This is a genomic window from Streptomyces sp. 142MFCol3.1, from assembly GCF_000424945.1.
GTDB lineage: Bacteria > Actinomycetota > Actinomycetes > Streptomycetales > Streptomycetaceae > Streptomyces > Streptomyces siamensis.
This window is the reverse complement of sequence record NZ_AUKV01000037.1, coordinates 40464-66857: the sequence shown is the minus strand read 5'-3', so window position 1 is coordinate 66857 and position 26394 is coordinate 40464. Positions and strand designations below refer to the sequence as shown.

General features: G+C 69.1%; 18 protein-coding genes and 2 pseudogenes. 8 read left to right on the top strand and 12 right to left on the bottom strand.

From position 1 onward, the window contains the following. Positions 1 to 4: 4 nt before the first annotated feature. From H305_RS51525 to H305_RS0137400, 4 genes and pseudogenes are all read right to left on the bottom strand, one after another. Complete coding sequence (locus H305_RS51525) at positions 5 to 937, bottom strand: AraC family transcriptional regulator (protein WP_078629436.1); 933 nt, start codon at positions 935 to 937, stop codon at positions 5 to 7. A 70-nt stretch (positions 938 to 1007) separates the two neighbouring features. Continuing rightward, positions 1008 to 1963: pseudogene (locus H305_RS48215) on the bottom strand (alpha/beta hydrolase). A gap of 263 nt (positions 1964 to 2226) precedes the next feature. After that, a pseudogene (locus H305_RS55340) lies at positions 2227 to 2880 on the bottom strand (alpha/beta hydrolase); the annotation flags it as partial. A 336-nt stretch (positions 2881 to 3216) separates the two neighbouring features. Next, positions 3217 to 5970, bottom strand: coding sequence for an AAA family ATPase (locus H305_RS0137400; protein WP_037766590.1), 2754 nt, complete (start codon positions 5968 to 5970; stop codon positions 3217 to 3219). A 590-nt stretch (positions 5971 to 6560) separates the two neighbouring features. Here H305_RS0137400 and H305_RS48210 point away from each other — a divergent pair. The 6 genes from H305_RS48210 to H305_RS0137370 all read left to right on the top strand — a co-directional run bounded on the left by H305_RS48210 (position 6561) and on the right by H305_RS0137370 (position 15032). Continuing rightward, the gene (locus tag H305_RS48210; RefSeq protein WP_063611385.1) at positions 6561 to 7691 is read left to right on the top strand and encodes a helix-turn-helix domain-containing protein; all 1131 of its coding nucleotides are present in this window, start codon (positions 6561 to 6563) and stop codon (positions 7689 to 7691) included. 356 nt (positions 7692 to 8047) lie between these two features. Further along, complete coding sequence (locus H305_RS0137390) at positions 8048 to 10792, top strand: ATP-binding protein (RefSeq protein ID WP_028804957.1); 2745 nt, start codon at positions 8048 to 8050, stop codon at positions 10790 to 10792. An 83-nt stretch (positions 10793 to 10875) separates the two neighbouring features. Next, complete coding sequence (locus H305_RS0137385; RefSeq protein WP_324608133.1) at positions 10876 to 11643, top strand: alpha/beta hydrolase; 768 nt, start codon at positions 10876 to 10878, stop codon at positions 11641 to 11643. A gap of 305 nt (positions 11644 to 11948) precedes the next feature. Next, positions 11949 to 13199, top strand: a complete 1251-nt coding sequence (locus H305_RS0137380; RefSeq protein ID WP_037766587.1) for an ABC transporter substrate-binding protein — start codon at positions 11949 to 11951, stop codon at positions 13197 to 13199. Between the two features lie 112 nt (positions 13200 to 13311). Then, positions 13312 to 14205 (top strand): carbohydrate ABC transporter permease, encoded by an 894-nt coding sequence (locus H305_RS0137375; protein ID WP_028804954.1) that lies wholly within the window; start codon positions 13312 to 13314, stop codon positions 14203 to 14205. 11 nt (positions 14206 to 14216) lie between these two features. Then, on the top strand, positions 14217 to 15032 hold the full coding sequence (locus H305_RS0137370) for a carbohydrate ABC transporter permease (protein ID WP_028804953.1): 816 nt from the start codon (positions 14217 to 14219) through the stop codon (positions 15030 to 15032). Between the two features lie 104 nt (positions 15033 to 15136). On the opposite strand, the gene H305_RS0137365 is transcribed toward H305_RS0137370, so the two are convergent. From H305_RS0137365 to H305_RS0137340, 6 genes are all read right to left on the bottom strand, one after another. After that, the gene (locus H305_RS0137365; RefSeq protein WP_028804952.1) at positions 15137 to 15475 is read right to left on the bottom strand and encodes a GNAT family N-acetyltransferase; all 339 of its coding nucleotides are present in this window, start codon (positions 15473 to 15475) and stop codon (positions 15137 to 15139) included. A 56-nt stretch (positions 15476 to 15531) separates the two neighbouring features. Next, positions 15532 to 17283, bottom strand: a complete 1752-nt coding sequence (locus tag H305_RS48205; RefSeq protein WP_078629435.1) for an MFS transporter — start codon at positions 17281 to 17283, stop codon at positions 15532 to 15534. 167 nt (positions 17284 to 17450) lie between these two features. Continuing rightward, positions 17451 to 18188, bottom strand: a complete 738-nt coding sequence (locus H305_RS0137355; RefSeq protein WP_028804951.1) for a YoaK family protein — start codon at positions 18186 to 18188, stop codon at positions 17451 to 17453. After that, on the bottom strand, positions 18169 to 18693 hold the full coding sequence (locus H305_RS0137350; protein WP_028804973.1) for a DoxX family protein: 525 nt from the start codon (positions 18691 to 18693) through the stop codon (positions 18169 to 18171). The genes H305_RS0137355 and H305_RS0137350 overlap by 20 nt, the downstream gene beginning before the upstream one ends. A 43-nt stretch (positions 18694 to 18736) precedes the next feature. Beyond that, positions 18737 to 19399, bottom strand: a complete 663-nt coding sequence (locus tag H305_RS0137345) for a hydrolase (RefSeq protein WP_028804950.1) — start codon at positions 19397 to 19399, stop codon at positions 18737 to 18739. 127 nt (positions 19400 to 19526) lie between these two features. Beyond that, positions 19527 to 21416, bottom strand: coding sequence for an amidohydrolase (locus H305_RS0137340; protein WP_028804949.1), 1890 nt, complete (start codon positions 21414 to 21416; stop codon positions 19527 to 19529). A gap of 419 nt (positions 21417 to 21835) precedes the next feature. Here H305_RS0137340 and H305_RS0137335 point away from each other — a divergent pair, with 419 nt between their 5' ends. After that, positions 21836 to 22807 carry an alpha/beta hydrolase gene (locus H305_RS0137335; protein ID WP_028804948.1) on the top strand — a complete coding sequence of 324 codons (972 nt, stop codon included), beginning with the start codon at positions 21836 to 21838 and terminating at the stop codon, positions 22805 to 22807. A gap of 20 nt (positions 22808 to 22827) precedes the next feature. Beyond that, positions 22828 to 23547: an alpha/beta fold hydrolase gene (locus tag H305_RS0137330; protein ID WP_028804947.1), complete on the top strand. Its 720-nt coding sequence runs from the start codon at positions 22828 to 22830 to the stop codon at positions 23545 to 23547. A 61-nt stretch (positions 23548 to 23608) separates the two neighbouring features. On the opposite strand, the gene H305_RS0137325 is transcribed toward H305_RS0137330, so the two are convergent. Next, positions 23609 to 24751, bottom strand: coding sequence for a low temperature requirement protein A (locus H305_RS0137325; RefSeq protein WP_028804946.1), 1143 nt, complete (start codon positions 24749 to 24751; stop codon positions 23609 to 23611). A gap of 62 nt (positions 24752 to 24813) precedes the next feature. After that, entirely contained in the window at positions 24814 to 26181 is a 1368-nt protein-coding gene (locus H305_RS0137320) for a dihydrolipoyl dehydrogenase family protein (RefSeq protein ID WP_063611384.1), read from the bottom strand. Positions 26182 to 26394 lie beyond the last annotated feature (213 nt).

Here is a 26394-nt window from a genome sequence, read left to right as displayed (position 1 = left end):
GGGATCAAGCGGCATCCCTGGTCAAAACGCTCTTTCGGTGGAACGGGGCCTGTGCTTTTGTGATCGGAGATTCCAGGGCCGACCACGTGCTTGCCTGCCATTCACTGGGGGACATGCCGTAGGCGTCGCGAAACACCCGGCTGAAATGCGAAGGGCTGATGAAACCCAACCGACGCGCCACAGCCGCCACGGTCAGTCTTCGGTTCGACGTCCGACCCAGCTCTTGCCGACTGGCGCTGAGCCGTCGCTGCCGCACCCATTGGCTCACCGTGGTGCCGTCGTTCTGGAAGAGCTTGTGCAGGTAACGGACGGAAATATGGTGCGCGAGCGCAATCGATTTGGGTGACAGGTCGGGATCCATCAGGTGTACTTCGATGAATTCCCTGATCCGTGTCAGCATCTCGTTGCCGGCGTTCGATGCGTCGGATGTCTTCGGTCTGCTCGCCTCCGCGAGGAGTTCCATGACCAGTACGGTGACGAGGTCCACGGCGCTGCGGATGAGCCGGTCGCCGATCCTCGACGTGCGGAACTCCGCCCCGGCGGCGAGTGCGGACAGGAAGATCGACGTCATCGCGCCCACGCCTTCACCGCGCCGTACGCTCACACCGGCGATACGGCGCAGGTCCGACTCAGAAACTCCCAGATGGTGCCGGGATATGCGGAAGACCGTCACCTGACAGTCATTGCCGAGGTTCGTGAAATGAGGCCGGTCCCGGTCGCAGAAGACCAGGTCGCCCGGCTCCAGGACAACCTCCGTTCCATGATGGGAGACAGCAGAGGATCCGCGTACTTGTATTCCCAGATGAAGGAATTCTGAATCTCTCTTTTCCGACAACCGGGGGAGGGCGCGGATGTGTTCGGAGTTATGGAGTGGAGAGAGAGTCAGTATGTGTTCCACGCTGGTCTGTGAAATGTGGGACGTCGCGGACTTGGCCATGAGAGCTCCAACCGTGCCGTGGCTCGATGTGTGAGGTGAACCGTTGCGTGCGCTTTGGGGCACGGGCTCGTCAGGCATGCAGCGCTGCGTAGAGGAATTCGCCGCCCTGCCGGGTCGCCGCCCGGGCGGCGCACGTGTTCCGCAGCGCGTTGAGCATGACGAAGTCGTGGATGATGCCCTGGTAGAGCACAGCCGTGGTCGGCACGCCGGTGGCGCGCAGTTTGCCGGCGTATGCCTCGCCCTCGTCGCGCAGGACGTCCGCCTCGGCGACGATGACCAACGCCTGTGGCAGCCCGGCCAGTTCCTCCAGGGTCGCCCGCAGCGGCGAGGCGGTGATCTTCGCGCGTTCGGCCGGATCGGTGGTGTACTGGTCCCAGAACCACTTCATACCATCGCGGCTGAGGAAGTAGCCGCTTGCGAACTGCTCGTAGGAGCGGGTGTCGAAGTTCGCGTCGGTCACGGGGTAGAACAGCAACTGCGTCGCGAGCTCGGGTCCCCTGCGCTGCTTGGCCAGGAGAGTGGTGGCCGCGGCCATGTTGCCGCCGACCGAGTCGCCGGCCACCGCGACGCGGGCCGGGTCGAGCCCGTGCGCGGCACCCTTCCGCGAGATCCACAGCAGCGTGGCGTAGATCTCCTCGACCGCCGTGGGGTACTTCGCTTCGGGGGAGAGGCTGTAGTTGACGAAGACCGTCGCGGCCTGGGCGCGCACGGTGAGCTCACGGACGAGCCGATCATGGGTATGGGCGTTGCCGAACACCCAGCCGGCGCCGTGGATGTACAGGACCACGGGCAAGAGCCCCTGGGCACCGGCCGGCCGTACGACGCGGATCGACACCTGGCCCGACGGGCCTCCCGAGACGACCAGGTACTCCACATCGGCATCCGGCGCGGCGACGTCGCCCTCCTGAACCCGGTCCACGGCCCTTCGCCCCTCGACCGGGCCGAGGTCGTAGAGAACGGAGGGTTCGACGTCGCGGCGGCGAAAGCCTGCGCGGCCTCTTCGAGAACCGGCTTGGCGGTGGACATGCTGCCTCTTCCGTGTGCATGACGTGCTGCCGTGCGGCCTCACGCTTCTCACCCTGCAAGCAGCCTGATCTCCAGGCATCAGTATGTTGACGGTCCATCTCTGACAGCAGCGCGGACAAGTGCGTGTCCCACCGTCGGCATCCTCCGTCGAGGCGACCGTCAGCGCCGGTCGGCCAAGGCGTCTCTGAGGAAGCCGCCCCCTGCTTGATCGCAGCCACCGTGGGCGGGCTGTCCAGCAAAGGACTCAGGGAGGCGAAGTCGTGCACCGTCCCCAGGTAGCGGACGGCGGTCACAGGTACGCCCGCCTGTCGCAGCAGGCGGGCGTACTGCTCCCCCTCATCCCGTACGACGACTGCCTCCGCCGTCACGACCAGGGCAGGAGGAAGTCCCGCGAGGTCCGGTGTGGTTGCCCGCAGTGGTGAGGCCGTCGGCTCGGCGAGTTCACGCTCGTCGTCGGTGTACTGCCGCCAGTACCACTCCAGAGCTGCGCGCGACAGGAGATAGCCGGACGCGAACTGTTCTCGCGAGGGGGTGTCGCAGTGCGGGTCGGTCATCGGGTAGTAGAGCAACTGGGCGCGGATGCGGGGACCGCCGCGCTGCTTGGCCATCGTGGTGAGCGCCGTGGCCATGGTCGCGCCGGCGCAGTCGCCGGCGACCGCGAGCCTCCGGTCGTCCAGGGCCAGTTCGGTGGCATGCTCGACCACCCATGTCAGTAGCGCGTACGACTCCTCCAGCGCGACCGGATAGCGGGCCTCCGGAGTGCGGGTGTACTCGGGCACCACGAAGGCGGCGGCACTGGCGGTCGCCAGCTCGCTGATCATCCCCGTATGAGTCCGGGCATCGCCCAGCATCCACCGGCCACCGTGCATGTACACGACCGCAGGAAGGGGGCCGGTCGGCCGTGCAGGCCGGAACATCCAGAAGCCGACGAGCCCGGAAGGGCCCACCGGTGCCACCCTGAACTCGGCGTCCACGCCGAAGTCGTCGAGCGTGTGGCCCTGGATTTCCAACAGTGCCTGCCGTCCGTCGACCGGACCCAGCTGGTGCAGGTAGGGCGGTGCGGCGGAGGCGTCGACGAGCCGTTGCACGAGGGGATTGAGGACGACGGCGGGGCGGTCCGGCCTGTCTGGGCCCATGCCGGGCTCGAAACTCAAACTGCTCACGTTCCTTCCATCGAAACGATCAACCGCATGTCCGACATCACCGCCTCCTGGCCCTCGGCCTGGACGGCGAGTGAACCCGGCACGCGGGGGTCACAGATCGTCGAAGAGATCGCGGAGCTGGTTACGGCTACTGACACCCAGCTTCGGATACACGTTGTAGAGGTGGGAGCTGACCGTGCGAGGGGACAGCATCAACTGCTGGGCGATCTCCCGGTTGCGCAGACCCCGTGCCGCCAGCCGTACGATCTCGCGCTGCTGGGCGGTCAGTTCCGCCAGGGGGTCGGCCTGGGCGGGCGCGGTGGCCACGCCGCTGGCCCGCAGCTCCACGCGTGCCTCCTCGGCGAGGCCGGACGCGCCGACCCGGGTGAACGACTCCAGCGCCGCGGTCAGGATCGGGCGGGCATCCAGGGGGCGCCGCCGCCTGCGCAGCCACTGCGCGTAGTGGAGCCTTGCCTGCGCCCGGGCCAACGGCCACTGATCGCCCGCCGGGTTCACTGTGGCGAGCCGGAAGTGGTGCTCGGCGTCCTTGGGGTCGCCGGTCAGGGCGGCGGCGTGGTGGAGCAGGAGGGTCATCCGGGTCGTCGGCTGCGGCCCGAGCGCGGCGCGCACCGCCTCCACGATGTGCGCAGCCTCCTTCTGCCGGTCCATCCGCTGAGCGGCCGCGGCGAGATCGGCGACCGAACGGGGTGACAGGAAGTAGTGCAGAGGCGTGCCGTCCTCACCGAACAGCGTCCGGAAGTGCCGGAACGCGCTGTCGAAGTCGCCGGCCGCCGCGGCGGCAGTACCGGCCGCCCGCAGGAGACGTGCGTGGGTGGCACGGTTCTCCTCCAGATTGACTGCCGTCCAGGCCGGGTCCGCCGGCATGACGGCGGACTCGCCGCGGAGGGCCCGCAGGGTCACTCGCAGCGCCTCGACGTCGATCGGGTGATGCCTCCACTTGTGAACCGCGGCCAGTGCCGCGGTCTCCTCCAGATGCTCGTCGGCCTCCGTCCAGCGACCGGTGTCGATCAGCGCCGAGCCCATCGCCGCGAGCGTGCTCGCGCTCGTGCCCATGGCGCCGTACGACCTGAGCATGGCGTATGCCTGCCGAAGGGATTCCACGCACAGGTCGGACTCATCGGATTGCCAGGCCAGCCCGCCGATCGCGTGCACCCGGGTCATCTCCGCGATGAGGGTCTGCGGCTCAGGCATACTCGACTGGGAGCGGATCCGCCGCAGCAAGTCGGGGGCCCTGGTCGGGTCGGCCCCGCCCAGGGCCACGGCCCGTACTGCGGCGAAGGCTCCGGTCGTCGTCACCTCGCCGAAGGGCGTGTCGTAGTTCCCGGCCTCAACTCCGTTGAGAAGGGTGGCCATCGGGCGCCTGATCTCGGGCAGGCCCGACTGGGAGGCGACCACGTTGAGCACGGCGCCCAGGACGAGGACGGTCATGTCGTCCTTGGGTGGATCCGGCTGCAGCGCGCTCATGACCACCTGAAACCCCTGCCGCTGGTGGCCGGACAGTGACAAGGCAAGGCCGACGCCGCAGGCTGCGACTCCCAGCAGCTCCCGGTCCTCGGTCAGGGCGGTGACCTTGTCATACAGCTCACGCACCCACGAGGGGTCGCCGGCGTTCTGGGCGGCCCTCACCGCCTTGGCATACCGGCGCGCCCGGTCCTCGGCCGTGGGGCTGCACTCGGCGGACCGTTCCAATGCTTGGGCCGCCGCGAAGAAGCCGCCGCGCCGTTCGACGAGTTCGGCGGTGTCCTCCAGGGCCGCCGCCACGGACTCGTCGTAGCCGACGCACGCCGCGGCCAGGTGCCAGGCCCGGCGGGCCGGATCGGCCGTGAGGGCAGCCGCCAGGTCCTGGTGGGCCTGCTGTCGGAGATAAGCCGGGGCTCCCTGATAGGAACCCGCGCGCGCCAGCGGATGCCGGAAGACCAATCGCCCGTCCGCGACGGTCACCAGACCGGCCTCCTCTGCCGGGCCCCATGCCCCGAGATCCCGCCCGGCGCCGGCGGCGGCCGTGATCGTGGCGAGGTCTTCGTATTCCGACGCCGCGGCGTACAGGATCAGCCGCCGGGTCATCTCCGGCAGGCCGCGCAGGCGGGCCGCGTACAGCGCCTGGATACGCTCCGTCTGCGGCAGCCCGCGGCGGGGCAGTGCTCCCACGCCGCCCGTTGTGACCGCACGGCACAGTTCGATGATGGCCAGCGGATTTCCGCCGGCCTGCCGCAGCAGATCGATCCGGGTGCGGCCGGCGGGCGCGTGCGGCTGGGCGTCCACGAGTTCGGCCGCGGCCTGTTCGGTCAGCGGCGCCAGGAGCAGGGTGGGCAGGTCCGCGGCGACACCGTTGGGGGGCGTCTGCCCGCGGGACGCCAGCAGGACCGGCACGGCTTCCGCGGTGATTCGACGCATCACGAAGCCCAGCACATCGAGGGAGTCGCGATCGAAGTGCTGGACGTCGTCGGCGGCCAGCAGGATGCCCTGCCGGCGGGAGACCTCGGTCAGCAGGGTCAGCACCGCCACACGGAGCAGCATCGGGTCGGGCGGTCCCTCGGCGGGAGCGATGCCGAACGCGGTCTCGAGTGCCCCCCGCAGATGGTCGGGCAATGTGCCGACGTCGGGCAGGAGGGGGAGCAGCAGCTGGTGCAGGGACGCGAAGGACTGCCGCGACTCCGCCTCGCTGCCCTGAGACGCCAGCACGAGCGTTCCGTTGTCCCGCGCGTGGTTGACGGCGACCGCCAGCAAACCAGTCTTGCCCGTGCCGGCCTCGCCGAGCAGGAGCAGCATCCGCGGTTCGCTGTGCGCCTCCTCCACGATGTCCAGGATCTGAGCGATCTCGGCCTGCCGGCCCACCAACTCCATGACGGGTTGGGAGCGGTGCGTGGTACTGCGCTTAGTCCCCATGGCGAGTCTCGGTCACGGCGGAGGGCGTCCGGGAGACGTCATCGAGCAGTCCGGCCACGTTGTTCCCCCTTGCCGCATATGCACCACCACGCCCGCCTGAGCGCTTGCAGGAGGTGATACGTATCTCCCATATGCTGCATCCGGCCTGGCCTGGAGGGCGATCACACCGGTTCGGCCATGGTGTCCTGGGTCTCGGTGGAACGCAAGCAAAGCGTTTTACGGGAGCAATCACGTTCTTAGGGGCAAACACCGCTGAACTGTACGGTATCGAGCTCGCCTGCACGCGAAACGATTCTTTTGGCCCCGGGAAGCGATGTGCGGGAAGCCGCCCTCTGCGGTCGACACCGCACGCATGCCTCGGGAGTGGGGTCCGCCGCGCTGTGATGCCGTGCGCCGCCGCAGCACGGCCTGCCGACCGCACACCATGAGCACGCGCATCTGCGGCATGTCTCAGTCCTGCATCCCTGATCTAGCGGATTCACGCGATGTGCCGACCCGCGCCCGTTGGCACGGTGTCCGGAGAGCACACCGACTGAAGGGCGGAGATCATGTCGCCGGATTCATCGATACCGGAAGCGGGGAGGCAGCTCTCGGACACCCTCTACACCACGGATTCGGTGCCCGCCCACCAAAGGCAGACGTACTGGCGCGAGGCCCTGTCCCAAACGTTCGCCGCGGTCGACATTGCCGTCTCGGACGAGGTCTGCTCGGGAACCATCCGAACGTCCCGGCTGGGCCATCTCCAGGTCGCCACGGTGGAGGGTGAGCCCCTGCGGGTGCGGCGGACTCCGCCGCTGATCGCACGGGGTGAAGACGAGTATCTGGTCGTCAAGCTTCTGGTCAGCGGTGTCGCCATGGTCGAGCAGGACGCCCTTGAGGTCCACCTGCAACCCGGGGAGATCGTCTTCTGCGACCTGACACGCCCGATGCGGATGGAATTTCCCCATCCGTTCCAGACGAAATCCCTTGTCCTGCCGCGGCGGCTCCTGGACCTGGGAGAGCCCGACCTGCAACGACTTGCGGCGACACCCATCCGTCCCGACACAACGTTGGGCTCACTGCTGTCACCCTTTCTGACCCGGCTCGTGGACACGGCGGCAACGTACCCGTCGGCTATCGGTGAGGTACTGGCCTGCCATACCGTCGACCTCCTCACCGTCCTGGTCGGGGAGCGACTTCACGAGGAGGTGGGTGACACATCGAGCGCAGCGCGGGTGCTGCTGCCGCGGATCCAGGTGTTCATCGACCGGCACCTCGCTGATCCGGACGTGACGCCGGAGGTCATAGCCCGCGCCCACCAGATCTCCGTACGCTACCTGCACAGGCTTTTCGAGACCGAGGACGTCACTGTCAGCCGGTGGATCCAGCGCCGCCGGCTGCAGGAGTGCCGACGTGAGCTGGCCCGCCGGGAGGCGGCAGGCCGGACCATCGCCGCAGTGGCTCGCCAGTGGGGTTTCACCAGCGCCGCCCACTTCAGCCGGGTGTTCCGGGCCGCCTATGGGATGTCCCCTGCCGAGTGGCGGGACTCCACGGCGCGAGCGCCTCGTACGCCTCCGTCGCCGAGTGGAGTGTCAAGGGTGTCGGATCCCGTGCCGGCGTTGCGGCCTCGGCGTTCCCATCTGCCGCCGGCCCGGAGTGACGTTCACCTCGCCGGTGATGCCGGGGACACAGCGGCCTGAGGCGAGGAGGTTTCCCGGCCAAGATCACGATCTTGCTGGGCGCCCAGCCCGTACGGGCACCCCCTTCGACGAGCTCAGCCTCGATCCCTCTAAACCGTCCAGTCCGGCTCGCCCAGCGGGCCGGCGACGGCATCCCGCCCAGCCGTGCCAGGGCTTCCGCCGGCGGCATGGCCGTCTCATCCTGTGTACCGAGTTGTGCACTGAGCTGCTGCTCTTGCCATAGTGGACACCCGGCGCGCCGTCCGCGCCTGCCGGAGCCGCCTTCCGGCACCGGCAGCCGACGCCCAAGGGCCAAGGCGCCGGTCGGTATGGGTGAGCCCGGCTTCAGCCGGGGAGTGCGGACAGGAGGGGCGTGAGTGGCGGGGTCAGTCGGATCGCTGTCCCGAAGCGGTCTGCGCGGCCGGGAGGCCGAACTCGAAGAGCTGCAGACACTGATCGCCTCGGTGGCCCGCACTGGAAGCGGCGCGCTGACCCTGATCCGGGGGGAACCGGGAATCGGCAAAAGCACGCTGCTTGCCGAGGCCGTCGCCTGGGCCGGAGCAGCGGGATTCTCAGTCGGCCTCGGCAAGGCCGATGAACTGCATCACATCGTGCCGCTCTCGTCGTTGGCAGCCTGCATCCTGCACGGCGATCAGCCGCTGCTGTCCGGCGATGCGTTCGCCGATCTTGCGCGCCATCACGATCAGCGGATCTGGCTGGTGGAACGCCTGGCGGAGGCGATCGAAGCCAGAGCCGACAGCGTGCCGGTGCTGATCGCCCTGGACGACGTGCAGTGGGCCGACCCGCTGAGCCGGTTCGCCCTGAAGCAGCTTCCGACACGCTTGCGGACCTCGCCGGTTCTCTGGATGCTGACCGGGCGACAGGAGCCGGCCGGGCCGGCGGAGGAGGTCGTCGCAGCTGCGAAGGGCGAACTCGCGGCGGTCACTGTGCCATTGGGGCCACTGTCCGGCGCGGCCATCGGCCAGCTGGCCGGCGACACGCTGGGTGCGGCCGTCGACGAGCGGGTACGGGACCTGCTCGACGGAGCCGGCGGGAACCCCTTTCTGGCGGTCGAGATGCTCGCGGGACTGCGGGCCGCCGGTGCCACGGGTGAGCCTGTGCACCCAGGGCTCGTCGTGGGTGTGCGCGGCAGACTCAGATCCCTGCAATCCAGCACACTGCGATTCCTTCAGATGGGAGCGGTGCTGGGACGCAGGTTCGGCTTTTCCGAGGCCGCCGCGCTCTGCGGCCAACCGCCCACCACGTTGATCGCGGCGCTCGAGGAGGCGGTGCGCGCCGGACTCCTGGACGACGACGGGGATCATCTGGTCTTCCGGCATGATCTGCTGCGCCAGGCGGTCTACGTCGACATCCCGCCGTCGGCCCGGAAGGCTCTGCACCGAGAGGCTGCCAAGCACCTTGTCTCCGCGGGCCACCAGCCGATCGACACGGTGCCGCACATCCTCAAGGGCGCCCTGCCTGGAGACGAGGAGGCCGTGACGCTGCTGCGGCGAGCCGCTGATGACGTACTGCCCGTCGCGCCGGGCCTCGCGGCCGACCTGATGACGCGCGCCCTGGAATTGGTGCCGCCCGCGAGGCCGTTGAGCTTCGTAGTGGGTGAGCAGGCGATCGTCTGCCTGACACAGGCCGGCCGGAATCGAGAGGCGCTGTCGACCGGCGACCGGCTGCTGGCCTTCCGGCCGCCCGTGGAGGCGTTCAGTCGGTTGCAGGCCGCCCTCGGCGGGACGCTGTGGAACATGGATCTCGCCGACGAATTGCGCCGCCGGGCCGAAACGGCCCTCGCAGTCGGGGGCGCCGCCCCGGAGGTCGGGGCGAGGCTGGCCGCCCTGCGTACGCTGGCCCTGTCGCGAGGGCATGATCTTGTCGCGGCACGTGAGGCCGGCGAGAACACGCTGCGCGAGGCCATCGCGATCGGTGACCGGGAGGCGCACGTCCTGGCGCTGTTCGGGCTCGGCGAGATCGCGCTCAACACGGGAGAGAACGCCGTCGCACTGGAGCGCTTCACCGCGCTCAGCGCCGTCGATTCCGCCTTCCTTCCCGAAGAGATCGTCGCGTACCAGCACCTGGATGACTTCGAGTCCAGCGAACGGCTGCTGCAGGCAGCAGACAACGCCGGGTCGCCCCGTCAGGCAATGCTGCTGTGGGCCCAGGCCCAGCAGCATCTGGGGCTTGGCAGGCTCGACGACGCCGAGGCCGACTTCGTGACGATGGAGCGCCTGGAAGAAGACGTACAGGTACCCGTCCAGCAGCTGAACTCTCGCGTGATCCGCTCCCGGATCGCACTTCTGCGCGGCGACCGGGAAGCGGCGCGGCAGCACCTGGCCGCAGCGCGGGAAAGACTGGTGATCAAACCGAACCCGGGCAACACGGCCGCGGTGCGCTTCCTGGAAGCGGTCCTCGCCGAGGACGACGGCGACATCGGGCTTGCGATCGACAAGATTCGGCAGGTGCAGGAGAAAGGTTCCTTCATGCGCTGGCGGCTGTTGCGCACCTGGGTCGACTCCGCGATACGCGTGGCTCTGCGAGGCGCGGACCAGGGGCTCGCCGAGGACCTGGCCGCACAGGCCCAGGCCCACGCCGAACGCAACCCGGCCGTGCCCACCGCCACCGGCATCGCGGCGCAGGCCCTCGGGCTTGTGAACAAGGATCTCGCCATGCTGGAACGTTCCGTAGCACTGCTCAAGGCGAGCCCTCGCCCGCTGGTCCGGGCCGCCGCCTCTGCCGACCTCGGACAGGCACTACTGGCAGGGGGCCGGAAAGCTGAAGCAGTGGCCACCCTGGCTCACGCCCATGCCACGTTCGCCGAGTCAGGCGCCCACGCGGCAGCGGCACGCGCGCAGCGTGACATGCGTGGTGCGGCGGCCGGCAGCCGCAGGTCAGAGACCAGGCAGCGCCCCGTCCAGGGATGGGAGGCCCTCACGGCCTCGGAGAAGAAGATCGCCCGCCTCATTGCCGAGGGTCACACCAACCGGTCGGCCGCCGACCTGCTCGTCGTCTCCCCGCACACGGTCAACACTCACCTGACCTCCGCCTTCCGCAAGCTGTCGGTCAACTCCCGGGTCCAACTCGCCAACCTCGTCATGGCCTTGCGCGACGACTGAGCGGACACGTTGGTACGTTCACGCGATGCCTGCCCCACCTGGACGCGCTTGGCTGGGACCGAACGCATTCGGAGGCCACCGACGTGCACGGACCCACCCCCTTACTGCCGACCATCGTGCTTGTGCACGGGGCATTCACCGACGCCTCATCCTGGGCGGGGGTCATCAGACTTCTTCACGCCGCCGGACTGACGGTGCGTGCCCCGGCGAACCCGCTGCGCGGCCTGGCGCAGGACGCCGCCTACATCAGGAGCGTGGTGTGCCACCTCGACGTCCCGGTCGTGCTGGTCGGCCACGGCTACGGTGGCGCGGTCATCACGCAGGCCGCTGCCGACGCCGACAACATCGTGGCGTTGTGCTACGTCGCGGCGTTCGGCCTCGACGCCGGAGAGTGCGTTGCGGACATCACGAACCGTTTTGCCCCGATGCCGGTGACCGACGCGACCGTCACCGTCGCTCTCCCCGGCCGGTTTCCCGCCGAGCCGGACAGCGAGCTGAACATCCGTAAGGAACGCTTCCCGCAGGTGTACGCCGCCGACCTGCCGCCCCGCGTCACGGATGTCCTGTCCGTGGCGCAACGCCCGATCGCCTGGAGCGCGCTGACCGGAAGATCGGGCCCGCCGGCGTGGGCCTCCAAGCCGTCCTGGTACGCCATCGCGACCGCCGACCGGATGCTCAACCCCACCGCTCAGCGCTTCATGGCACAGCGCATGGCGGCCACCGAACACCTGCTGGACGGTTCGCACGCCGTCGTGCTGTCGCAGCCCGGCGCCGTGGCATCGATGATCCGCGAAGCCGCCGAACAGGGCACCGGTCGCGGAGACGGCGACAGGCTTCGACGAACCTTGTGAGCGGATGAAGGAGGCAACGGCAGAGTCTCGCCGGGTGCTGTGTCCTCCCCGAGCCGCTGTGTGGCGGGACGGCCACCGTCGAGCAGCTCAATGGCCGCAGCCTGTCCTCGCAGCTGACCTGGGCGAACGCCGGGCTTGATGGTCACCGGGAAGTCGCTGCTACAGACCGCCTTGTTACCGACCCGGACGTCTTGGCCTTGACCCGTGCGCTTACGCTGACCGAGTCGTCACGGGACCCTCGAATCTCCTTCACTTCCCGAGACCGACATTCCGGCCACAGATGTCACTCGGGAACAGGCACCATCATGTTTTCACCGGTCAGACCGCCGGCGCGGCGGTTCGCCGCCCTCTTCGGATCCGTCGCCCTGGTACTGGCTGCCACCGGCTGCGGTGGCGGAACCGGCGGGGGATCCGCCACCGGCAAGGTCACCTCCATCACCGCGCTTGACTACTACACCGACGCAACCGAACACAGCCAGTGGGGCACACGCCTCACCGCCTGCGGCAAGAGCGTCGGCGTGAAGGTCGAGCACACCAGCGTTCCAGGCGCGTCGCTCATCCCGAAGGTCCTGCAGCAGGCGTCGTCACGGACCCTTCCCGACCTGTTGATGCTGGACAACCCCGACCTGCAGCAGATCGCAGGGACCGGCGCGCTGACCCCACTGGACCAGTACGGCATCGACTCCAGCGGCTTCGCCGAGGGCATCCTGTCGGCGGGCACCTACAAGGGAAAGGTGTACGGGCTGGCACCCACCGTCAGCACGATCGCGCTCGTCTACAACAAGGACATGCTCGCAGAGGCCGGCGTCGCCGTGCCGAGGACCTGGGACGAGCTGAAGGCGGCGGCGGCCAAGCTGACCCGCCCGGGACGCTACGGCATGGCGGTCGACGCCAACGCCACTTTCGAGGGCACCTGGCAGTTCCTGCCCTTCCTGTGGTCCAACGGCGGGGACGAGAAGCAGTTGGACACACCGCAGGCCGCGCAGGCACTCCAGTTGTGGGTCGACCTGGTGAAGAGCGGTTCCATGTCGAAGTCGGTGCTGAACTGGACCCAGGCCGACGTCCACGACCAGTTCGTCGCCGGCAAGGCAGCCATGATGGTCAACGGCCCCTGGCGGATCCCCGCCCTGAACCAAGCCAAGAACCTGCACTGGGCGGTGGCACCCATCCCTGTCCCCCGGGCGGGGCAGGCACCTGTCACACCACTCGGCGGTGAGGTGTGGACGGTCCCGCAGACCAGTTCCGAGGCCCGGCAGGAGAAGGCCGCCCAGGTACTGGCCTGCCTGAACGACTCCAAGAACATGCTCGCCCTGGCCAAGCAGTACTTCACCGTTCCCTCCCGCACTGCGGTGGCCTCCCAGTACGCCGAACAGGTCCCGTCGATGGCTGCCTTCGTAAGAAGCGCTGAAGGGGCCCGGGCCCGTACCCGCGAGCTCGGCGTCAAGTGGCCGAAGGCGGCGACCGGGATATACACCGCGATCCAGTCCGCGCTGACCGGCGAGCAGACACCGGAGGAAGCGCTCAAGGATGCACAGCTGATCGCGACGGGTTCCTGATCTGTCCAGGGCCCTGCGGACCGGCACCGGGCAGGAAGCCGGCGCCGCCGACGCCGGGACACCCGGCACTGGTGCGACAGAGGACGAGGACGCGCGCCGCAGGGAGAGGGTCGTGGTCCGGGCACGCAGGTGGGAGTCCCTCGCCCGGGGGATGTTCATCGTGCCCGCCGCGGCGTACCTGCTGCTCTTCTTCGGCTACCCGATCGTCAAGAACATCGTGATGAGCTTCCAGCAGTACACGCCCGCGACGTTCTACACCGGTGCCGCGCCGTTCGTGGGGGTGGAGAACTACTCAAGGATCCTGTCGTCGGACCTGTTCCCCAAGGTCTTGCTGACCACGGTCCTGTTCACCGCCGGGTCGCTGTTCGTGCAGTTTGTGCTCGGCCTGGCGTTCGCCCTGTTCTTCCAGCGGCGCTTCCCGCTCGGCGGTGTTCTGCGGTCCCTCCTGTTGCTGCCGTGGCTGCTGCCACTGGTCGTCTCCGGAACGACGTGGAGGTGGATGCTCGACACCGACTCGGGAGTCGTCAACAGCACACTCCGTCACCTCCACCTGCTGTCGTCCGGCATCCCCTGGCTCACCGGCACCTCGCAGGCGCTCGTGTCGGTGATCCTGATCAACATCTGGGTCGGAATACCCTTCAACACCACGATCCTCTACGGCGGCCTACAGGACATCCCTACACATCTGTACGAGGCGGCGAAGCTGGACGGCGCCGGTCCGGTGAAGTCGTTTCGCCATGTCACCTGGCCACTGCTGCGGCCCGTGGTCAGCGTCGTTCTGGTGCTGGGCGTGGTCTACACGGTCAAGGTGCTGGACATCATCCTCGTGGTGACGGGCGGAGGACCGGCCAACGCCACGGAGACCCTCGCCACCCAGTCCTACGAACTGTCCTTTCAGCAGTTCGAGTTCGGACGCGGCGCCGCGATGAGCAACCTGCTCATCGTCATCTCGCTCGTCTTCGCCCTCGTCTACCTGCGCGCCAACCGGCGCGCCCAGAACGCCTGAGAGGAGGTCTCGTGAAGCGCGCGCCGAAGCGGGGCTGGCCGTCCACGATCGTCGGGATCTTCCTGCTCGCGCTGATGCTGTTTCCCGTCTACTGGATGGTGAATGCTTCCCTGCAGCCGGCGGGCAACGCACTGTACGGAGCCTGGTTCCCCTTCCACCCGGACTTCAGCGGTTACGCCACGGCACTGCGCGATCAGGGACGCAACCTCGTAACCAGCCTCGTCGTGGCTCTCGGCAGCGTTGCGCTCAGCCTGGTGCTCGCCACCCCGGCGGCCTACGCGCTGGCCCAGTTCCGCCTCCGAGGAACCAACCTCGTGCTCTTCGGCGTTCTGATCACACAGATGGTTCCGAGCATCGTCGTGGCCAACGCGCTCTACAGCGCGTATACAGACCTGGGGCTCCTGAACTCCTACCTCGGACTGATCCTCGCCGACTCGACCGCCGGAGTCCCCTTCGCGATCATCATCCTGCGTTCGTTCATGCAGGGCATTCCCAGGGAGATCATCGACGCCGCGCGAGTGGACGGCGCGGGGAGGCTGCGCGCTCTCCGCTCCGTGGTGCTTCCGGTGAGTGTGAACGCGTTGATCACTACCGCCCTCTTCACCTTCCTCTTCACGTGGAGCGACTTCCTCTTCGCCCTCACGCTGACCACCACGGAGACCGTACGGCCGATCACCCTGGGCATCTACCAGTACATCGGCGCCCACACGAACCAGTGGAACGCCATCATGGCCACCGCCGTTCTGGCTTCCGTCCCGGCGGCCGTGCTGCTTGTCGTCGCTCAGCGCCACGTCGCCGCCGGCGTCACCAGCGGAGCCACCAAATGAGAGGCGGTCCCCTCTCCATGCCTATACGTCGGTGACCTGCCGATGGTCAGCGAGGGTCCCAGTTGCGAGGCGGGAGGACGCCGCCGCATGGCCTCTCCCGGCCGTCAGCCCAACTCCGTGTCCAGCCACTGCAGGATCTCCGGGGTCACCGAGTCGGTGATGTCGTTGAACTCCTCATGCCGGTTCAGGTACTTGGCCACATAGGGACAGACCGGCACGATGCGCTTGCCCGACGCGCGCACATCGGTGAGTGCCTCATGGACCAGCTGCGCGGCCAGCCCCTGTCCGGCGAAGGCGTCGTCGACTTCCGTGTGGAAGAAGACCCGCTGCTCACCACGGTCGCGGTACGCGGTCAGGCCGACGCGCTGTCCGTCGACGAGGATTTCGTATCGTTGTTGGTTGTCCACCCGCTCGACGGTCGGGGTGGCGGAAGGCTGGCTCATCGGGATCCTTTCGGTTGGTGCTGGTCAGCGGCGCGGTGGATTTCCACGCGGTGCGATCACGGTTCTGTTTCGAGGTTGCTCACCACGCACCGCCTCCCTTCCACGACTTGGTTCGTTGCCTGCTGATCCTGTTCCTCCGGTATGCGACGGAGGCTCGGCGTCGGGATCCCTTCGCCGTCTTCCGGGACGACGGGTCCCGAGGACGTGTCGAAGGCATGGGTGACCTCTGGCCGGGTGCCTGGGACGAGGAGACGGCGTGCCCGCTCCTCGTAGCGGCGGTCGGTGAGGGTGAGCCTGTCGCTGTGCTGGGCGAGATGCTCGGACCAGGAGGCGACGAGGTAGTTCTCGATGAAGTGCCCGGGATCCTGTCCGTCCTGGTACAGCCCCCATGTGAGGGCTCCTGTGCGCAGCCGGGAACGGGCGACGTGATCCATGCAGTCACTGAAGGCGGATCCGTTCCCGGGGGCGACGCGGTAGGAGACGGTGACCAGCACGGGGCCGGCGGCCGGCCCGGGCTCGAACACCAGGGGCGGGACCGGCCAGTGCTCGGACAGGGAGGGGTCGACGCCCTCCGCCCCGTACAGCGGCCAGCGGCGCAGGCTGATGGTACTGACCAGGAGCAACGCGCTGCCGGCCAGGAGGGGGACGGCGAGCCCCAGCCGGTCGGCGAGGGCGCCCCACAGTGGCGCCACCAGCGCCTGGCCGCCTTGGAAGACAAGGAGATAGACGGCGAGGCCACGGGCCCGGACCCAGCCGGGGAGCCGCGTCAGCATGGCCGCGTTGAGGGTGGACAGGACCCCGATCCACGCCAGACCCGCGAACAGCAGCACCACCGTCACCAGCCACGGGATGTGTACGGTGGTCAGTACCACCAGGACGCCCGCGAAGACCAGGGCACCGCTGCCCAGAGTGCCGTTGGCGCCGAGCACCCGGTTGCTGTGGGGCAGTACGAAGGCGCCCGCGACCGCTCCGGCGCCGACCGCGCCCAGGAGTAGCCCGTAGCCGCCCGAGCCCAGGTGCAGGGAGCGGCTCGCGACGAGCGGCAGCAGCGCCCACAGAGCGGCGCCACCAGGGATGAACAGCATCATGCGCAGGAGGACCCGGCGGATGCCCGGTGCGTACCACACGTAGCGACGGCCCGCGTCGAGGGCGGTCAGCAGCTTCTCACCGCTGAGGGCGGGGACAACCGTCCGGGGAGGCCGCCAGAGCAGCAGGACGGCGGCGATGCCGAGATAGGAGGCGGCGTTGAAGGCGAATACCCACCCCGCGCCCGCCGCTGCCACGACCACTCCGCCCACGGCCGGTCCGAGGGCGCGGGCCAGATTCATGTTGACGCCGCCGAGCGCGGCAGCCTGCCCTAGCTGGCGGCGTTCCACCAGCTCCGGCTGGATCGCCTGCCAGGCCGGGCCCATCAACGCGGTGCCGCATCCCAGCAGGAAGGTGAGCACCAGCAGCAGCACCGGGGTGAGCGCGTCCGCGAACGCCAGCGCGGTGAGCGCGCCGGAGACCGCGAGCATGGCCAACTGCGCGGCCAGGAGCACCCTGCGACGGTCGTAGCGGTCGGCGACCACGCCCGAGGGCAGAGCCAGGAGCACGACGGGCAGGCTGGAGGCCGTCTGGACGAGCGCCACCAGTGCCGCGTCGTGCCCGATCAGCAGCCACTGGGCGCCCACCATCTGCATCCAGCTGCCGACGTTGGAGACCAACTGGGCGATCCACAGCGCCCGGAAGACGCGCGCCGCGAGCGGCGCCCATGGCGAATCCGGTTTTGGGGAGTGTGTCGGTGTGGTGGGTGGTGCGGGGCTCATGGTGGTCCATGCGGGGTGGGTGCGGACGCGTTGGCTCCGGCAGATGCCGCGTATGCCAGGCGGCTGTTGTCGTGTTGAAACTAGGACCGGCCCACCGGCTGTTGTTGACCGTCAGCGCACAGGGTGTGTGCCCTCAGCGCAGTGCCACGGGTGGGCCGGTGTGTTGTTCAGGGCCGTGGCCGGATCCAGGTGGCGTCGGCGGTCGAGAGAAGGTGGGTGCTCACGGAGGTGACCGCGAGCAGCACCAGCGTCAGGCCCAGGGTGAGGACGAGATGGCCGTGCAGGACGAGCTGCGCTCCGACGAGGGCGCCGAGGAACATGGCGAGCACGGAGAGGATCCGGCGGCCGGGACGTGGCGCCTCGCCGCCGGCCGGGGTGGAGTCCGCTGCCAGGCCCGTCAGGGTCAGGGTCAGGACGGTCGTGGTGAGGTCCGGAACGCCCAGGCGTCGGGCGACCGCGTTCTGCAGGCCCATGGCGAGCCCCAGGCACACGATGAGGGGGTACCGGACATCGGTGGTGACCTTGCCGTCCGATACGGCGGCGACCATCACGGCGACCGCGACCAGCACCGTCTGCACGGCCGTCGCCGTGCGCAGCAGGTGCCCGCGGTGCATGGCGAACCGCGTGCCGAGCCTGCCTCCTGCGAGCGCGCCGAGGAGGAATGCGGTCAACGAGACGATCGACGCGAGCGCGGACAGGCTCTTGGCGCCGGCCAGGGCGAACCCGAGGAAGACCACGTTGCCGGTCATGTTGGCGACGAAGACGTGTCCGAGCGCCAGGTAGCTCACGGCGTCGACAAGGCCGGTGGCCACTGTCAGGATCAGCATCAGAGGAGGCAGCGGTCCGTGCCGTTCCTCTCCGCGCGGTACCAGGGTGCGGACCGCGTCACTCAGCAGCCTGTGCATAACGCGTTCCTTCCGTTGCGGTGGCCGGCCGGTGCAGCACCACGCGGGTGAGCAGTGCGCTCGCCGGCCCGATCACGATCACGACGACGGCGAGCCACACCGGCCAGGAGGTGACCCCCAGTGCGTGGTCCACGGACCATCGCCCGGCCCCGGTGAGGGCCAGTGCGGCGGAGACGACGACAAGGACGAGGGGGTATTCGTAGCCGTCGTTCTGGACCCACAGTCCCTTGGGCCGCTTCACGGTGCCCGCGACCGTCATCACGCCCATGGCGACCATCGCGGCCAGGGGCGTGAGCAGGCCGGCCGCCAGGAAAAGGCCGGAACCGATCTGACTGGCTCCCGCGACGAGGGCGGTCAGCCGGCCGCCGCGGAAGCCGTCACGGCGGAACTCCTCGGTCCCTCCCGCCAATCCGTTGCCTCCGAGCCGGAAGCTCACCTTCTGCACCCCGTGCCCGGCTATGAGCAACCCCACCACCAGCCGGAGGACCAACAGTCCAGCGTCCATCGTGTTCCTGCCTGTTCCTGGCGTTCTTGTTCCAGCGTGAGGATCAGCCGGCGGCGTGGGCGCCGATGACGGCCTGCGCGTAGACCATCCCGAGGCCGTAGGCCCCGCCGTGCTCCTTGACCACGTCGCCCACGGCGGCATACGTCTCGGTACGGGCCCAGTCACGCTGGAGCTCCAGGAGGACCTGCACCCAGGTCACCGGGACCGCGCCGCCCTGCACCATGCGCTGGATCGCGTGCTCGTGGGCCTGCGGGCTGACACCGCCGGACGCGTCGGTGACCACGTAGACCTCGTAGCCCTGGGCGATGGCGGAGAGCGCGGGCAGGACGACGCAGACCTCGGTCCACAGGCCGGCGATGACGAGCTTCTTGCGGCCGGTGGCCTTGACCGCCTCGACGAAGGCGAGGTCCTCCCAGGCGTTCATCGTGCTGCGGTCGATGATCTTCTGCTCGGGGAAGACCGCCGCCAGCTGCGGCATGATCGGGCCGGAGAACGACTCGGCGGCCACGGTGCTCAGCACGACCGGCACGTCGAACGCCTTGGCGGACTTCGCCAGGCCCACGGTGGAGTTGATGATGGCGGTGCGGTCGCCGCTGCCGGTGCCGAAGAACATCTGCGGCTGGTGGTCGACGAACAGCACCGCACAGTTGTCTGGGGTGAGCAGGTCGGGGCTGGGGGCGGCGGTGACCTCGGAGATGTTGACCATGAGTGTGCCTTTCTCGGTAAGTGGTGGCGCGGACCGCTGTCCGTGCCGTGGGAAGAACCGTCCGGTTGGACGGAGCTGGTGGGTGTCCTGGAAGGGGCGGCTCAAGAGCCAGGCGCCTTATGGGAGTTCAGAGAACGAAGCAGGGATCGAAGGGGGTGCTCGCGGCCTCGGGAGTGAGACCCCGCGCGATGCGCCACTGGCGGTGCTGCTCCGACTCGGCGATGGCCTGGCCGAGCAGCTCCGCCTGGCGCGCGCCGGGAGGGGCCGCTCGACGGGACGCCTGGTAGCCGCCGAAGTGGGCTACTGGGCTCCAGGCAGGGCTGACGGGGGGAAGTTCCTCGTCGAGGCCCCCGTACTCGGCGGCGGCGTAGACGATCCGGCCGCCGGTCACGGTCAGCAGCGACTCGATGTGTGCGATGTCCGGTTCGGGCACGGCGAAGTAGTCCTCGGACAGCACCGCCAGGTCCGCGTAACACCCCGGCCGCAGCACGCCCTTGACCTCGTCCTCACCGGTCAGTGCGGCTCCGGCGCGCGTGAACATCGCCAGCGCCGTCTGCCGGTCGACGCGGTTCGTCGGCGGGCGCAGCGCCAGATCGCCGACCGAGCGGCCGCTGACGAGCCAGTGCAGGGCGACCCAGGGGTTGTAGGTGGAGACCCGGGTGGCATCGGTACCGGCGCCCACGGTCAGCCCGCGGTCCAGCATGGCTCGGATCGGCGGGGCGTCCGCGGCGGCTCCGGGGCCGTAGCGCCGTACGAACGCCTCGCCCTGGAAGGACAGGCGGTTCTGCACGGACATCGCGCCGCCGAGCGCGGCGATGCGATCGAGGCTGTCCGGGGAGACAGTCTCCGCGTGGTCGAACAGCCACCGGTTCCCGCCCGGGAAGAGCCCTTCCGAAGCGAGCTTCTCGAACACCGCCAGGTCACGGCGGATGGTTTCGTCATAGGTGGCGTGCAGCCGGAATCCCCAGCCGTTCTCCATGAGAAGGCGCACGGCCTTCTCGAATTCCACCTCGTAGTCGGGGGAGTGCTCGGGGCGCGGCTGTGCGAAGTTCTCGAAGTCCGCCGCCGCCCAAGTGAGATTCTCGCCGGCTCCGTTGAGACGCAGCCATTCGTCCCCGTCCTCTGGACGGACCATGCCGATCCAGCGGGTGAGGTCGTCGATCTCCTGGCCTGCGGTCTGCGGGAAGAGGTGATAGGCGATGCGCAGGGAGAGCTGTCCTTCCCTGGCCAGTTCCGTGACCGTCTCGTAGTTGTCGGGGAAGTTCTGGAATCCACCCGCCGCGTCGATCGCCGAGGTGAGGCCGAACCTGTTCAGCTCCCGCAGGAAATGGCGGGTGGACGTCTTTCTGTGCTCCTCGTCCAGCACCGGCGCCTTGGCGAGGGTCGAGTAGAGGATCAGGGCGCTGGGGGATGCCAGCAGCATGCCGGTCGGTTCCCCGTCCCGGCCTCGCACGATCTGGCCGCCCTTGGGGTCGGGTGTGTCCCTGGTGAAGCCGGCGGCCTTGAGCGCCGCCCGGTTCAGCACGGCCGACTGGTACAGGTGCAGGACGAACACCGGGGTGTCCGGTGCGGCGGCGTTCAGCTCGGCGACGGTGGGCAGCCGCCGCTCGGCGAACTGCTCGGCCGACCAGCCGCCGACCACCCGCACCCACTGGCCCTTGGGTGTGCGGGTCGCCTGCTCGCGCAGCATGGCCAGCCCCTGGCGCAGGGTGCGGACGCCGTCCCAGCGCAGCTCCAGCACGTAGTTGAGGCCCCCGCGGATCACGTGCAGATGAGCGTCGTTGAGGCCGGGGATCACCCGTCGCCCGAGCGCGTCGACCACCTTCGTGCCCGGGCCGACATGGGGAGCGACGTCCTTGTCGTCACCCATGACCGTGATGACGCCGTCGTGGACGGCGAGCGCCTCCGCATGCGGGCGGCCCGGGTCCCCGGTGTGGATCTTCGCGTTGCGGACGATGAGGTCCGCGGCATTCTCGATGGCATGTGGAACCAGCCCGCCGACAGGCATTGTTGACATCTCTTGAAACTCCCTCTGGGAAATCGACTTCGATTCGAGTCATGGTCGGAAGCGGCGGGCTTTGGCTATTCCGACCGCTCGCAGGCCCGTTTGCTCGAATCGCACCGAGCGAATTCCACCGACACTCGTCGTGCCCTGAGAACGAGGACAGGCCCTGTGTGTGAGAGGCCGCGGCTGCTTCGCCATCACGATAGGCACGGCAGATGCGCCCCCATGTTCTGCCCGTGCACAGGACTTGTCCCCTCAGTGCACTGACTCATCCGCGCTCTGAATGTGATGGGAGAGGCTCGAAGGCAGCCGTGCACTGTGAGGACAGCAGCGGTGCGCCCGTGGGCAATTGCCGCGTGCTCGGTGGTTCTAGCGTGGCGGCTGTATTGCCGGAAGGGCCGGCGTCCCCATGACCATTCCAGGAGACTCACATGTCCGATGCCATCGAGCCGGTTCAGCCGGTGCTGGAACCCGCGGCAGCCGCTTTCGCTAAGGCGACCGCCAATCCGCCGTACCTGTTCGACCTGCCTCCGGCGGAAGGGCGCAAGGCCGTCGACGAGGTGCAGTCCGGCGAGATCGACAAGCCGGCCGTCGACGAGGAGTGGATCACCGTCTCGGGCGGGCCGACGGGCAGCGTCCGCGCGCGCATCGTCAAGCCCGCCGGCGCCGAGGGCACCCTCCCGGTGATCATCTACATCCACGGCGCGGGCTGGGTGTTCGGCAACGCCCACACCCACGACCGCCTGGTGCGGGAACTCGCCGTCGGCGCGGGCGCCGCCGTGGTCTTCCCCGAGTACGACCTGTCGCCCGAAGCCCGCTACCCGGTCGCCATCGAGCAGAACTTCACGGTCGCCCAGTGGGTCGTGCGGCAGGGCGCGTCCAAGGGCCTGGACGGCAGCCGCCTCGCGGTTGCCGGCGACTCCGTCGGCGGCAACATGACCGCCGCGCTCACCCTGATGGCCAAGGAGCGCGGCGATGTCCCGCTGCTCCAGCAGGTCCTGTTCTACCCGGTCACCGACGCGAACTTCGACACCGGCTCCTACCACCAGTTCGCCACCGGCTACTTCCTGCGCCGCGACGGCATGCAGTGGTTCTGGGACCAGTACACGACCGACGATGCCGAACGGGCGCAGATCACCGCCTCCCCGCTGCGCGCCACCACCGAGCAGCTCGCGGGTCTGCCCCCGGCCCTGGTCATCACCGGCGAGGCGGACGTGCTGCGCGACGAGGGCGAGGCGTACGCCAACAAGCTGCGCGAGGCGGGCGTTCCGGTCACCGCGGTCCGCTTCCAGGGCATCATCCACGACTTCGTGATGCTCAACGCCCTGCGCGGGACCCACGCCGCCGAGGCCGCCATCACGCTGGCCACCGGCACCCTGCGCGCCGCCCTGCACACCGCCTGAACCCGAGGAGACACCCCGACATGACCACGACCACGCCCACCGTCCTGCTCGTCCATGGCGCCTTCGCCGACGCGGCCAGCTGGTCCGGCGTCATCGCCGAACTCCAGGGCTACGGCATCCCTGTGATCGCCCCGCCCAACCCCCTGCGCGGCCTCGCCGCCGACGCCGCCTACGTCGCCTCCGTGGCCGCCCAGATCGACGGCCCCGTCGTGCTGGTCGGCCACTCCTACGGCGGCGCCCTCATCACCGTGGCCGGCGTCACGGAGAACGTCGTCGGGCTCGTCTACGTCGCCGCCTACGCCCTGGAGGAAGGCGAGAGTCTCGGCGAACTGCAGGGCCGCTTCCCGCTCTCCCCGCTGGCCAGCAACCTGAAGCAGTGGACGTACCCCGTTGAGGACGGTGACCCCGCGGTCGAGGTCACCATCGCCGCCGACGCCTTCCCGTCGGTCTTCGCCGCTGACGTGCCCGCCGACGTCACCAAGGTCCTGGCCGTGGCCCAGCGGCCACTGGCCGCCGCGGCGTTCGAGGAGACGGCCGCCGCGGCCGCGTGGAAGACAAAGCCGTCCTGGGCCCTGGTGGCCGGAGCGGACGAGGCGATCAACCCCGAGGTCGAACGGTTCGGCGCCAAGCGCGCCGGGGCGACCGTCGTCGAGATCGAGGGCGCGTCGCACGCGGTCGCCGTCTCCCAGCCCAAGGAGGTAGCCGACCTGATCCGCGACGCCGTACGGGCGACGAGCTGAGATGAGGGGCAGAGCAGCTGCGCGGACGAACTCGTTTCGTCCGCGCAGCCGTGTTTTCACCTCAGTGCGGCACTCGCTCGGTCCGGTCGGCCACCGTGACCACGACGACCAGAGCCGCCGCCAGCAGACCGGCGATTACGGCCGGCGCCGGGGAGCGACCGGCCACCAGCACAGCGACCGCGACAGCGGGAAACGCAAGCTGTTCGGCCCCGCTCCGCTGGTGCGGCCGGACGTGTATGGCCCACACGGTGATCAGGAAGATCGCTGCCGGCATGGTGATCGCGACACCTGCTGCCGGCGATGGGACATCGGCGCGCCGCGTGATCAGCTTGGCGTACGCCGCCAGGCCGGCCCCCTCGGCGGCCGCCGAAGCGAAGATCAGGTAGTGGCCGTACGCCCAGGTGAACCTCTTGCGGTGGGCCTGGTGCGTCGTGGCGAGCAGAGTGTGCGCCGGTCTGGCGAAGTACAGCCACCACATGGCGAAGACCATGAGCAGGCCACCTGCCGCCAGCAGGTACAGCGCATCGGCGTTGTGGTGCCGGTCGAAGGCGCCGCGGACCGCCGTCGTGGCGGCTGCGACGGACTCACCGAGCACGATGAGAGTGAACAGTTCGTACCGCTCGGCGATGTGGTGCGGGTGCCACGGGGTCATCCCGGCGGACTGCGCCCACACCGGGACGGAAAGCTCGGCGACGATCAACCCGATGATGGCGGGCAGTTGTGCCGGGGCCGGGAGGAAGAGCACTCCGACCCAGCCGATCTGGCAGCCCGTCACTCCGACGGCGAAGCGAAGCGCCGTCCGCCGCCGGCCGGGGTCCGATCGCGCGGCACGCAACCATAGGACGGCCAGGGCCGTACGCAGTAGGGCGTATCCCAGCGTGATGACACGCAGGTCGCCTTCCTCGAATGCCCGTGGGACGCCGGCGGCGAGAATGAGGGACCCCGTGATCTGGACCAGCACCGTCAACCGGTACGGGACGTCGTCCGGGTCGTAGGCGGAAGCGAACCACGTGAAGTTCATCCACGCCCACCAGATGGTGAAGAACACCAGCGCGAAGCGCAGGGAGCCCGTGATGTAGTGCCCGCCGGTCACCGCTGTGCTCAGGCTCGCTGACGCCTGCGCCACCGCTATGACGAAGCACAGGTCGAAGAGGAGTTCCAGCGATGTGGCGGTCCTGTGCGGTTCACCGGGGTCCCGGCCCATGGTGCCGCCGGATCGCCCGTGCCATCGTCCGGCTCGCCGCGTACGTCGAGAGGAGAGGTGGCTCAGCGAAGGGCTCCCAGAGCGGCTTCCACAGTTCGGTGGAAGGTGGGATAGGTGTAGATCATGTGCCTGAGGCGCTCGACAGGCACCTCCGCGTGGACGGCGACGTTCAGCCCGTACAACACCTCACCTCCCACCGGTCCCGCCGACGTCGCCCCGATCAGCACGCCTCGGTCGGCATCCTCGACCAGTTTGATGAACCCCTCGTTGCCCCGCCCGTGGATCCAGCCGCGTGTGGAGGAGGCGATCGGCACCACGCTGGTGCGCACTCGCAGCCGCTGGTCGCGCGCCTGCCGTTCGGTGAGTCCCACGGCCGCGATCTCGGGGTCGGTGAAGGTGACGCGGGGCAGCGCCCGGTAGTCGGCGTCGGGGCCGGGACGCCCGAGGATGTCCCGTACGGCGATCTCCGCCTGGTACATCGACACATGCGTGAAATTGCCGTGGCCGGTGACGTCCCCGATCGCCCAGAGCCCTTCCTCGGCCCGCATCTGCCCGTCCGTGCGCACGGCTCGTGCCGAAGGGTCGAGACCCGCTGCATCGACACCCAACTCGGCGAGGTCGGCGCGGCGCCCGGTGGCGACGAGAAGCCGTTCGGCGCGCAAGGGCTCCTCCTCGCCCTCGAGGTGGACGATGAAGCCGGTGCCGTCATGGCCGACCTGTCGGGCCCGGACCGAGGTGAGAACGGCGACGCCGTCCGCCCGCAGGACCTCCTCGGCCAGCTCCCCGGCTTCCGGTTCCTCCTGCGACAGCAGCCGCTCCTGCCCCTCCACCACCGTGACCGCGCACCGGAAGCGGGCGAAGACCTGGGCGAGTTCCACGCCGATGGCGCCTCCGCCGAGCACGATCATCGAGGCCGGCAGCTCCTTGGCCGCTATGGCGTCCCGGTTGGTCCAGTACGGCGTCGAGGCCAGGCCCGGGACCGGAGGAATCCGGGGCCGGGTGCCGGTGGCAAGAACCACACCCCGCCGGGCGTCGAACGTGCGATCGCCGACCGTCACCTGCCGTGGTCCGGTGAGCCGTCCCGTTCCACGCACGAGCCGACCGCCCTTCGCCGCGAGGCGGTCGGCGGCTACCCGGTCGTTCCAGTCGTCGGTGGCCTCGCCTCGAATACGTCCGGCAACCGGGCCCCAATCGGGAGTCACCTCCGCCTCACCGGCGAGGAAGGGCACGCGGCCTGCCTCGGCGAGCAGGTTCCCGGCTCGGATCATCATCTTGCTGGGCACGCATCCCCAGTACGGGCACTCGCCCCCGACGAGCTCGGCCTCGATCCCCACCACATCCAGTCCGGCCTCTGCCAGCGTGCCTGCGACGTACTCGCCCCCGGGCCCCAGACCCAGGACGACCACATCGGCCTGCTCGCTCACCCTCATGTCTCTCCTCGCTGGTCGTCGGCTCACGCCGTCCGCGACAGGTTAGAAGGGCCAAGGCACCGGGCCCTGTCCGTCGGCGCACGGTGACTTGCCCGAGGACGCACAACGGGCACGGACCCCTCGCCCAGTGCGCTGCCGAGCACCACCGCATGCGCTCCTGGGCAACGAGTCCGCCGTGCGGGCACCTAGCGTCACCCCTGCACACAGAGCCCA